Consider the following 9,926-nt stretch of genomic DNA (forward strand, 5'->3'; position numbering starts at 1 on the left):
CGCCCTTGCGGGCAGGACTCCCTGATGTCGTCTGCCGGACGATCAGACGGAGCGCATCAGGCCGCCGTCGACCTTGAGGCTCTGCCCCGTGATGTAGCCGGCAGCGTCGGATGCGAGGAAGGCGATGGTCGCCGCCACCTCGGCGCTGGTGCCGTAACGTCCCATCGGCACGCCGGCGCGACGGTCCTCGACTTCGGGCAGGCTGTCGATCCAGCCCGGCAGCACATTGTTGATCCGGATGCCCTCGGCGGCATAGGTGTCCGCAAAAATCTTCGTGTAGGCGGCAAGGCCGGCGCGGAACACGGCCGACGTCGGGAACATCGGCGTCGGTTCGAAGACCCATGCCGTCGAGATATTGACGATCGAACCGGACTTCTGCGCCTGCATGATCGGGGTCACCAGCCGCACGGGCCGGACGACGTTCAGGAAGTACGTGTCCATGCCAAGGTGCCATTGCTCATCGGTGATGTCATTGATCGGCGCACGCGGGCCATGACCGGCGCTGTTGACCAGCACATCGACGCGACCCCACTTGTCCATGGTGGCATCGACCAGCCGCTTCAGGTCGTCATTGCTCTGGTTCGATCCGGTGATGCCGATGCCGCCAAGGTCCCTGGCCAGCGCTTCCCCCTTGCCGGAGGACGACAGGATGGACACCTTGTAGCCATCGGCCGCGAGGCGCTTTGCCGCCTCGGCGCCCATGCCACTGCCACCCGCCGTGATAATCGCCACCTTTTCTACTGTCATCGCTCTCTTCCTTCTCAAAGCTCATACCGATTGCTCGGCTATTGTTGGTGAGATATCATTCCTTCAGGCCGGGCACGAACCAGTTCTCCTCAAATCTGGCAGTAGAAAAACTATCGATGACGAATGCGATCGGCAGCCTTCCCCCGTTGAATGGTCTCAGAGCCTTCGAAGTCGCGGCGCGCCATCTGAATTTCAGGCTGGCGGCGGAAGAACTCGGCGTGACACAAGGGGCCGTGGCCCAGCATGTTCGCGGGCTCGAAGCGGAACTTGGCGTGGCCCTGTTCGAACGCTTGCCGAAGTCGCTGGCGCTCACCGGAGAGGGACGAGCGTATATCGCCGACATCCGTCGGGCGTTCGAACTGATATCGAACGCCACCGCAAATCTGAAGCCGCAACCCGTCAAGCTGACGGTCAGCACGACGCCGACCTTCGCCTCGAAATGGCTGATACCGCGCCTGCCGGATTTCAGGGCAAAACATCCCGATCTCGATCTCCATATCCTGGCAACGGATCGGATTTCGGGTTTTCAGGCAGACGGCGTCGATCTGGCTATCCGGTATGGACGCCCGCCGTTCGGGACGGGGCTGATCGCGGAACTGCTGTTCGAACAGGAGATCATCCCTGTCTGCAATCCCGGCCTGATTGCCGTGGGGGCAGAGCCCGGCGACGGACAGGAACTGTCGCACTACACGCTTCTCCACGATGCGCATAATTTCTGGCCGGAGTATATCGACGGCTTCCTCGGCGGCGCCGATCCGGCGCTGTTTCGCAGCATCAGCTTTTCACAGACATCCCATGCCATCGAGGCGGCGATCGCCGGACAGGGGATCGCGATGGCAACGCGGGCCTTCGTTTCGACCGACATCGATGCCGGCAGGCTCAGGCAGGTCTTCGAAGGCGTGCTTCACGCCCGCGCCGATTTCTATTGCGTGCGGCCGCGCTATCGCAAGTCCGACGCGGTCGACAAACTGCAGGACTGGATGAGGATGCAGGTTTAGCCATCACCGGAAAATGCGCCCAGCCAGCTATCGCGCTCAGTGCGGCACAGAGGTGCAAACGCCCCTCACCCCACCTTCGGCCGCACCATGGCGAAGACATCCGCCCCGCCGTCGGCATAGTCCATGTAGCCCATGCGCCCGAGCGGCCGGGCGACGGCCATGTCCAGCATACCGTCGCGCAGGATTTCCGGGCTGATATGGATGCCGACGACCTGGCCGAACACCACCCAGTTGCTGGATTCCCGCCCGTCGATGTCGACCGGCCGCAGGATTTGCGTCATCCGGCATTCGAGCGCCGCATAGGCCTCGCCCACATAGGGCGCATCGACGAGGCGCCCGGTGACCGGCGTCAGCCCGGCAAGGTCGAATTCGTCCACGCCATAGGGCACGGAAGCCGAGCTTGCATTCATGCGTTCGGCGAGATGCCGGCTTGCCAGGGAGCAGGTGAAGACGCCGGTCTCCTCGATATTCGTCACGCTGTCCTTGTGACCGCTCGAGGAGAACATCACCAGTTTCGGCGTATCGCTGATCGCGTTGAAGAACGAGTAGGGCGAAAGGTTGCGCCGCCCGTCGCCGGCCTTCGTGCCGATCCAGCCGATCGGCCGCGGCGCGACGATGGCCTTGAAGGGATCGTGCTTCAGGCCATGGGCGTTTGCCGCCGTCTCGTAGAACAGCGCGTCAGGCGTCATCGCCCACCCATGTCACGATCTCGGAAAGCTCCGGGCGCGGCCGCTCGGTCGGCGGCACGGTGGGCGTGCCGATATGGATGAAGCCGGCGACCCGCTCGCCGGCGTTGACGCCGAGGATCTGATAGGCGCGCTCGTCGAAGGCATACCATTCCGTCAGCCAGTTCGAGGCAAAGCCATGCGCGTTGGCCGCCATCACGAGGTTGAGGCAGACGGCGCCGGCCGACATGACCTGTTCCCATTCCGGAATCTTGAAATGCGGCGCGGCGCGGCTGACCACGGCAACGACGACCGGCGCGCGGGTGAGCCGCGTGTTCTCCACCTTCACCATCTCTTCGGAAAGGTCCGGCTTGTCGCCCATGGCGATCTTCGCCAGTTCCTCGCTGATGCGCTTCCGCTCCTCACCGCGATAGACGATGAAACGCCAGGGCGCGAGCTTGCCGTGATCGGGCACGCGCGAGGCGAGCGTCAGCATCTCCTCCACCTCGCCTTTCGAGGGGCCGGGTTCGCTCATCTGGAAGGCAGGGATCGACCGGCGGGTCGAAAGATAATCGATCAGCTTGATTTCGGTTTTCATCGCGAGGGAGTTCCAATACCTTGGCCGCGGACGCGGCCTTGAAAATGCCATTAGCCGGGTCTTCAAGTGGAGCCTTACAGTCAGGAAGTCAACCATTCCATGCGCATGCCGATCCGTCCCGCCGTTGCAATGAGCCTCACTGTAGCGAGCCTCGTCTCGTCGCTTGTTCCGGCCCGTGCGCAGGATTCGGCCGAGAGCTTTTCGCAGGTCACCACGCCGATGAAGGGGGGCAAGCTCACCTCCTTCAACCCGATCATCACGGGCGAAGCGACGCCGACGAATCTGCGCGACGTCACCTGCGAGGCGCTGCTGACCAAGGACGGGCTGCCGATGCAGCATGGGCTGACCTGGCGCGTCTTCTCCCCCATCCCCGCCGCCGACGGCAAGCTGCCGCTGCTGGCGACCTCCGAGGGCGGCTCTGCCGCCTTCCAGCTGGTGCCCGGGGAATATTTCGTCAACGTCGCCTTCGGCCGCGCCGGCGCGACGAAGAAGCTGGTGGTTCCCGAATCGGGTTCCGTCGACAGGCAGGTCATGGTGCTCGACGCCGGCGGCATCATGCTGAACGCCGTCTCCGGCTCCGACGTGCGCATTCCGCCGAAGGAGCTGAGCTTCGCGATCTACGCCGCGGAAGTGCGCGAGGACGGCGAACGCAATCTCGTAATGGACGACGTGAAGCCGAATTCCGTCGTGCGCCTCAATGCCGGCACCTATCACGTGGTCTCCGACTACGGCACGGTCAACGCCGTCATCCGCGCCGACATCCAGGTCGAGGCCGGCAAACTGACGCGCGCCACCATCCAGCACCGTGCCGCCAAGCTGACGCTGAAGCTCGTCGCCGAGCCCGGCGGCGAAGCCATCGCCGATACCGCCTGGTCGATCCTCACCTCCTCGGGCGACACCGTCTCCGAAAGCGTCGGCGCGTTCCCGACGCTCGTTCTGGCGGAAGGCAGCTACATCGCCGTCGCCCGCAACAAGAACAAGATCTATCAGCGCGATTTCGCCGTGAAGGCTGGCGTCAACACCGATGTCGAAGTGCTGCTGGACGAAAACGCCAACGAGCAGAAGGCCGCCGCCGAGGATGTGGTCGACTGATCCCCACTTCGTTGCATTGTCCGACGCCGAAGCGAAAACGCTTCGGCTGGAAATGTTCCTTCGTTTGCCGCATTGTCTGGCGCCGAAGCGAGAACGCTTCGGCTGGAAATGCTTTAACCCGCGCGCTTGAGAAAAGGCTTCGACCGCGGCGCCATGGCGAACACCGCCGCGTAGAGCCGCGCGGTGATGTTTTTTCGGTCGCCCGAATCGAGCTCCGCCCAGGAAATGACGCCGCCGATGCGCGCGGCGATGGTCGAACCGGAGAGCCGGCGGAATTCTCGGATGAGCAGCGACAGGCGCAGCGTCAGCGACACCTTGCTGGCGAGGTGGAAGAGCCGGCCGTTCTGCCCCTCGAAATAGACGGGAATGACGCTTGCCTGCGTGGCCTGGATGAGCTTTGCCGGGAACATCTTCCACGGCAGATCTTCCGCCCGGCCGAAAACCTTCCTCGCCGTCGCGACGCCCCCCGCCGGAAACACGATCACCGTCGTGCCCTCCTTCAGCAACCGCACCGCATCGGCCCGCGTCTTCATGTTGAGCGCGAGCGCTTCCTTCGTCTCTTCGAAGGAGACCGGCAGCGCATAGGGCTCCATCTCCGGCACCTTCAGCAGGTCGTTGTGGATCATCACCTTGAACGGCCGGCCGAGCTGTTCGGCAAGCGCCAGTACCGCGATGCCGTCGCCGATGCCGAAGGGGTGGTTGGCGACGATGACGACCGGCCCATCCGGCATCCCGGCCGGCGGCCAGGCGCCCTGCACGCGAAGCCGCACGTCGATGAGGTCGAGCATGTCGCCGAAGACGCGTGCGCTGGTGCCGACGATGGAGGTGCGCCAGATGTCGTAGAGCCGGGCATAGCGGTCACGCCCGGCAAGGCCTTCCATGGAGCGGATGAACCATCGTTTCAGGCGCGGATCGTTTTCGTTGGCGTAGGACAGTTCCTTGAACCGCACGGTGTTCCCCAATAGTCCCTGACCACGCTTCCGTCACGGCCGGGCCTCACCATCCATGCCGCCCGGCGGAAGATGGATCCCTGGGCACGCCCGGGCATGACGTCGATGGATGAGCGATAAAGAAAAATCCCGTGCCTGATAGCACGGGATCATTACAGTTTTCGGACAGTCGAGCGAAGGCTCAGGCCTTGCCGAGCTTGCGCTTGAGGTCCGGCGCCATGGCCTCGAGCGACAGGGACTCGATGGCCTCGGTGAGCGTCATCGCCGTCTGGTTCTGCGAACCGAGGCGGCGGATGTTGACCGAGCGTTCCTCCGCCTCGCGCTTGCCGCAGACGATGATGACCGGAACCTTGGTCACCGAATGCTCGCGGACCTTGTAGTTGATCTTCTCGTTGCGAAGATCGGTCTCGACGGTCATGCCGGCGTCGCGCAGCTTGTCGGCCACCTCGCGGGCATAATCGTCCGCCTCCGAGGTGATGGTCGCCACGACCACCTGCATCGGCGCGATCCAGAGCGGCATGTGCCCGGCGAAGTTCTCGATGAGAATGCCGAGGAAGCGCTCCATCGAGCCGCAGATGGCGCGGTGGATCATCACCGGCTGGCGCTTCTCCGATGCCTGGTCGATGTAGAAGGCGCCGAAGCGTTCCGGCAGGTTGAAGTCGACCTGCGTGGTGCCGCACTGCCATTCACGGCCGATGGCGTCCTTCAGCGTATATTCGAACTTCGGCCCGTAGAACGCGCCCTCGCCCGGCAGGATGCCGGTCTTGATGCGACCGCCGGACTGCGCCTCGATCTGCTTGAGCACGTCCATCATGACGCTTTCCGCCCGATCCCACAGCGCATCGGAGCCGACGCGCTTTTCCGGGCGGGTGGAGAGCTTCACGACGACCTCGTCGAAGCCGAAGTCCTTGTAGACCGACAGGATCAGGTCGTTGATGCGCAGGCATTCCGCCGCCATCTGCTCGTCGGTGCAGAAGACATGCGCATCGTCCTGCGTGAAGCCGCGCACGCGCATCAGCCCGTGCAGTGCGCCGGAAGGCTCGTAGCGGTGCACATTACCGAATTCCGCAAGACGGACAGGCAGTTCACGGTAAGACTTCAAGCCATGTTTGAAGATCTGCACGTGGCCCGGGCAGTTCATCGGCTTCAGCGCGAAGACGCGCTCGTCGTCGGTCTCGTCGCCGGCGACCGTCACCTTGAACATGTTGTCGCGGTACCAGCCCCAGTGGCCGGAGGTTTCCCACAGCGACTTGTCGAGCACCTGCGGCGCGTTCACCTCTTCATAGGTGCCGGCGAGACGACGGCGCATATAGGCGACGAGCGTCTGGAACATGCGCCAGCCCTTGCCGTGCCAGAACACGACGCCCGGCCCTTCCTCCTGGAAATGGAACAGGTCCATTTCGCGGCCGAGGCGGCGGTGGTCGCGCTTCTCGGCTTCGGCGAGGATGTTGAGATAGGTGTCGAGCTCCTCCTGGGTGCGCCAGGCGGTGCCGTAGATGCGGGTCAGCATCGGATTGTTCGAATCGCCGCGCCAATAGGCGCCCGCGACCTTCATCAGCTTGAAGGCCGTGCCGATCTGGCCGGTCGCCGCCATGTGCGGCCCGCGGCAGAGGTCGAACCAGTCGCCCTGATAGTAGATCTTGAGGTCCTGTCCCGCGGGGATCGCATCGACCAGCTCGACCTTGTACGTCTCGCCCTTGCCGGCAAAGACGTCCTTGGCCTTGTCGCGCGACCAGATTTCCTTGGTGAACGGCTTGTTGCGCTGGATGATCTCCTTCATGCGCTTTTCGATCTTCGGCAGATCGTCGGGCGTAAAGGGCTCGTCCTTGGCAAAGTCGTAGTAGAAGCCGTTGTCGATGACAGGACCGATGGTCACCTGCGTGCCGGGCCACAGCTCCTGCACGGCCTCGGCCATCACATGGGCGGCGTCGTGGCGGATGAGTTCCAGCGCGCGATCGTCCTCGCGGGTGACGATCTCGATCCGGCCGTTGGAAACGGGGTCGGAGAGATCGCGCAGCTCGCCATCGAGCGCAATCGCGATCGCCTTCTTGGCCAGCGACTTGGAAATCGCCTCGGCCACGTCACGCCCGGTCGAGCCCGCGGGATATTCGCGGACGGAACCATCGGGAAAAATCAGGGAAACAGGTGCAGACATCAAAATCTCCTATCCAGTCCCGCCAACGAATGCGGGTGGTATGCGAGGGGTAAGGGCCGGATGCGCCGGCGCGTAGCGCGTGCGGTATACGGGGAAAACGGATTTATTGGAAGGGTAATAACTTACATAGCCCCTTCGACTGCCGTCCCGCACCTTGCCCGCAGCCTGCGTGGATCCCGGGCGAGCCGACGGTGTCGAACCCGCCCTATGCGCCTGTACACCCTCCATTTACACTTCAGTGAGGGTGATTTTACAGCATGTGGAAATGGGACTTGAACCTCCAGTCACTAGAGGGATTAGGCTTGCCTCATCCTTCAAGACGGAGATCCGATTATGCCTTCCCTCGCCCTTCCCGCCGCCGTCCTCATGGGCGTCTATCTCACGGCCTTCCTCGTCCTGACCGCCCGTTCGGCGCGGGATGCGGGCCAGCCCGTCTGGCTGTTCGGCCGCGACCGGCGGCAAGGGCTGGCGGCTCTGCTCTTCCGCCTCGCCTTCGCGGGCGGGCTCATGTATCCGCTGCTGCTCGTCTTCGGCATCGAACCTGTCGGCGAATTCGCCGCACCGCCTGCGCCGCTGCGCATCGCCGGCCTGCTTCTTGCGCTCGCCGGCGCGCTCTTCGCCCTCCGCGCCCAGCAGCATATGGGCGCTTCCTGGCGCATCGGCTCGGTGGCGGGCCATTCCGGCACCATCGTCGACACGGGCCCGTTCGGCCTGTCGCGCAACCCGGTCTTCGTCGGCCAGATCGCGCTTTTCGCCGGCTTCGTTCTCGCCCGGCCGGATGCCGTCCAGCTTGCGCTCGCCTTTGCCGTCGCGCTCGCCGCAGCGCTTCAGGTGCGCATCGAGGAAAAGGTTCTGGCCCGCGATCTGGGCGGCCCCTATCTCGCCTATGCCAACCGGGTCCGGCGGTGGCTCTGAGTTCAGCCGAGCATCGCCGCAAGGCCGTTGATGGTGTTGGCGTTGCGCAAGGTGCCGATGCCGAGCTTCTTCGTCGTCAGGTGCGACAGCAGCTTCGTCTCGCTCGGCTTTCGGGAAAAATCGATCCAGAGGTCGCCGTCGACAAGCGCGAGCCTGATGTCCGGCGTCGCAAGGCGCTCGAGCTTCGGCAGCACCTCCGGCCCGAGCGGCTGGCGCATGACGCGGATACCCACATCCGGCGCGTTGCCCTCGGGAAACGGGTTGCCGGCCGCAAGGCGGCGAAAGGCATCGGCCTCCCGCAGGATGATATCGACATGTTTGCCGAAGCGGGCCCGGAAGGCCGTCTCCAGCCGGTTCTCGATTTCGGCAAGCGGCGCCGCCTCCGCCTCGAAGATCAGGTTGCCGGTGGCGACCAGCGTGCGCGGCGCACGAAAGCCCAGCGCCTCGGCCATCGCCTTCAGGTCCGTCATCACCAGCCGCTTGCCGGGGCCGAGCACGATCGAATGGAGAAGCGCCACATAGGTCGTCATCTATCCGCGCTCCGCCTTCGAGAGGCGCCATAGCCGCCAGGGTGCCCACCATTGGAACCGGCTTTCCAAGACGGGCGGAACCGGATCGAAGCCATGCGTGCCACCCGGCCCGCAGCGCACGACGCGGAACAGCGTCATGAAGCCGCCGCGCCACAGGCCATGCCGGGCGACCGCCTCGTAGCCATATTCCGAACAGGTCGGCAGATGCCGGCAGGAATTGCCGATGAAGCCGGAGAGCGTCAGTTGATAGAGGCGGATGAAGCCCATGCCGAAAAGCCGCCCCGGCGTCCTGCGAAACGGTCCCTGCCAGTTGCGGCCCCGATAGGGCGGGCGCTCATGAGCGTGATCGCAGTCCGGGGCGTCACACATGGGCGGGAGTACCCGGGAAGAAGGAGCAAGCCGCGTGCACGTCTCTTACCCGGCCGTTTCCAGCCGCCTGGCCTCGATCTGGCCGATAGCGTCCACCACGGCGTCGAAGGTCAGCATGGTGGAGGCATGGCGGGCCTTGTAGTCCTTGACGGGCTTGAGGAAACGCATGTCCTCGAAGCGGCCGGTCGGCCCCTCGCCGTCCGCCTTCAGCATGGCCAGCATGTCCTCGCGCGCCTGACGGATTTCCGCCACCGTCGCGCCGATCACGTGGCGCGCCATCACCGAAGAGGACGCCTGGCCGAGCGCGCAGGCTTTCACCTCATGCGCGAAATCGCTGACCGTATCGCCATCGAGCTTCAGATACACCTTAACCCGCGAGCCGCAGAGCTTGGAATGGGCGCCGGCCTCCGCATCCGCATCCGCAAGGGTGCCGATGCGCGGGATATTGCCGGCGAATTCGAGGATACGGCTGTTGTAGATATCGTCCATCATGGCCCTGTTTTCCGCGTTTTTTGCGGAATCTTCAATGATCCGAGGAGATTATTCCGGTGTCGTCGGTAAAAAAGCACCGCGTGTCGCCTGGAGCCTCTTTCGCAGTGGTTGCTCGATACTATATGATAACTCGTATTGGGGTGAGCGTTTTGCAAGGAGCAAGCCGGTCACCTGTTGTTTGGGAAACCGTGCCGGACGGTCATGCGCACTGTTAAGCGAAGACCAGAAAGCCCCGGAGCCCGCCAACGGAACCCAAGCCTGCAGGGTTAGGCGAATGGCCAGTGGCGAGTCCGATAAACACGTCAGGTAACCTGCAGAAAGGTCAATGGGTCCATGGACGCCATAGTCACCAATTTTCCGCGTGTCGATGATCCGTCGAGCCGCCCCTCCCAGAAGGAGGCGGAAGACGCCGTCC

Annotated in this window: 11 protein-coding genes; 3 read left to right on the plus strand and 8 right to left on the minus strand. The window is 64.0% G+C overall.

Translation table 11 applies throughout. From position 1 onward, the window contains the following. Nucleotides 1–42 precede the first annotated feature (42 nt). Complete coding sequence (locus tag V8U06_RS28095; RefSeq protein ID WP_427143486.1) at nucleotides 43–747, minus strand: SDR family oxidoreductase; 705 nt, start codon at nucleotides 745–747, stop codon at nucleotides 43–45. Nucleotides 748–863: 116 nt separating this feature from the next. On the opposite strand from V8U06_RS28095, the gene V8U06_RS28100 reads away from it, so the two are divergent. Next, the gene (locus V8U06_RS28100) at nucleotides 864–1,745 is read left to right on the plus strand and encodes a LysR substrate-binding domain-containing protein (RefSeq protein ID WP_427143487.1); all 882 of its coding nucleotides are present in this window, start codon (nucleotides 864–866) and stop codon (nucleotides 1,743–1,745) included. 65 nt (nucleotides 1,746–1,810) lie between these two features. On the opposite strand, the gene V8U06_RS28105 is transcribed toward V8U06_RS28100, so the two are convergent. Both V8U06_RS28105 and V8U06_RS28110 read right to left on the minus strand, forming a co-directional pair. Next, on the minus strand, nucleotides 1,811–2,419 hold the full coding sequence (locus tag V8U06_RS28105) for a flavin reductase family protein (RefSeq protein ID WP_427143495.1): 609 nt from the start codon (nucleotides 2,417–2,419) through the stop codon (nucleotides 1,811–1,813). 4 nt (nucleotides 2,420–2,423) lie between these two features. Continuing rightward, on the minus strand, nucleotides 2,424–3,008 hold the full coding sequence (locus V8U06_RS28110; RefSeq protein WP_427143488.1) for a nitroreductase family protein: 585 nt from the start codon (nucleotides 3,006–3,008) through the stop codon (nucleotides 2,424–2,426). 105 nt (nucleotides 3,009–3,113) lie between these two features. On the opposite strand from V8U06_RS28110, the gene V8U06_RS28115 reads away from it, so the two are divergent. Then, on the plus strand, nucleotides 3,114–4,100 hold the full coding sequence (locus tag V8U06_RS28115; protein ID WP_427143496.1) for a hypothetical protein: 987 nt from the start codon (nucleotides 3,114–3,116) through the stop codon (nucleotides 4,098–4,100). Between the two features lie 113 nt (nucleotides 4,101–4,213). Here V8U06_RS28115 and V8U06_RS28120 read toward each other — a convergent pair whose 3' ends face one another. Both V8U06_RS28120 and thrS read right to left on the minus strand, forming a co-directional pair. Beyond that, nucleotides 4,214–5,050, minus strand: a complete 837-nt coding sequence (locus V8U06_RS28120) for a lysophospholipid acyltransferase family protein (protein WP_427143489.1) — start codon at nucleotides 5,048–5,050, stop codon at nucleotides 4,214–4,216. A gap of 181 nt (nucleotides 5,051–5,231) precedes the next feature. Then, a complete protein-coding gene (gene thrS, locus V8U06_RS28125; RefSeq protein ID WP_427143490.1) occupies nucleotides 5,232–7,205 on the minus strand; it encodes a threonine--tRNA ligase in 1,974 nt (657 codons plus the stop codon). A gap of 333 nt (nucleotides 7,206–7,538) precedes the next feature. Here thrS and V8U06_RS28130 point away from each other — a divergent pair, with 333 nt between their 5' ends. Continuing rightward, nucleotides 7,539–8,120, plus strand: a complete 582-nt coding sequence (locus tag V8U06_RS28130) for a methyltransferase family protein (RefSeq protein WP_427143491.1) — start codon at nucleotides 7,539–7,541, stop codon at nucleotides 8,118–8,120. A gap of 2 nt (nucleotides 8,121–8,122) precedes the next feature. Here V8U06_RS28130 and V8U06_RS28135 read toward each other — a convergent pair whose 3' ends face one another. From V8U06_RS28135 to V8U06_RS28145, 3 genes are read right to left on the minus strand one after another with little or no spacing between them, the layout of a single operon-like run. Continuing rightward, nucleotides 8,123–8,650 (minus strand): DUF1697 domain-containing protein, encoded by a 528-nt coding sequence (locus tag V8U06_RS28135; RefSeq protein WP_427143492.1) that lies wholly within the window; start codon nucleotides 8,648–8,650, stop codon nucleotides 8,123–8,125. Next, nucleotides 8,651–9,019, minus strand: coding sequence for a membrane protein insertion efficiency factor YidD (gene yidD / locus V8U06_RS28140; RefSeq protein ID WP_427143493.1), 369 nt, complete (start codon nucleotides 9,017–9,019; stop codon nucleotides 8,651–8,653). It abuts the gene before it with no gap. Between the two features lie 45 nt (nucleotides 9,020–9,064). Then, the gene (locus V8U06_RS28145; RefSeq protein WP_427143494.1) at nucleotides 9,065–9,511 is read right to left on the minus strand and encodes an iron-sulfur cluster assembly scaffold protein; all 447 of its coding nucleotides are present in this window, start codon (nucleotides 9,509–9,511) and stop codon (nucleotides 9,065–9,067) included. Between the last annotated feature and the right edge of the window lie 415 nt (nucleotides 9,512–9,926).

The organism is Shinella sp. G-2, assembly GCF_050172695.1.
Lineage (GTDB): Bacteria > Pseudomonadota > Alphaproteobacteria > Rhizobiales > Rhizobiaceae > Shinella.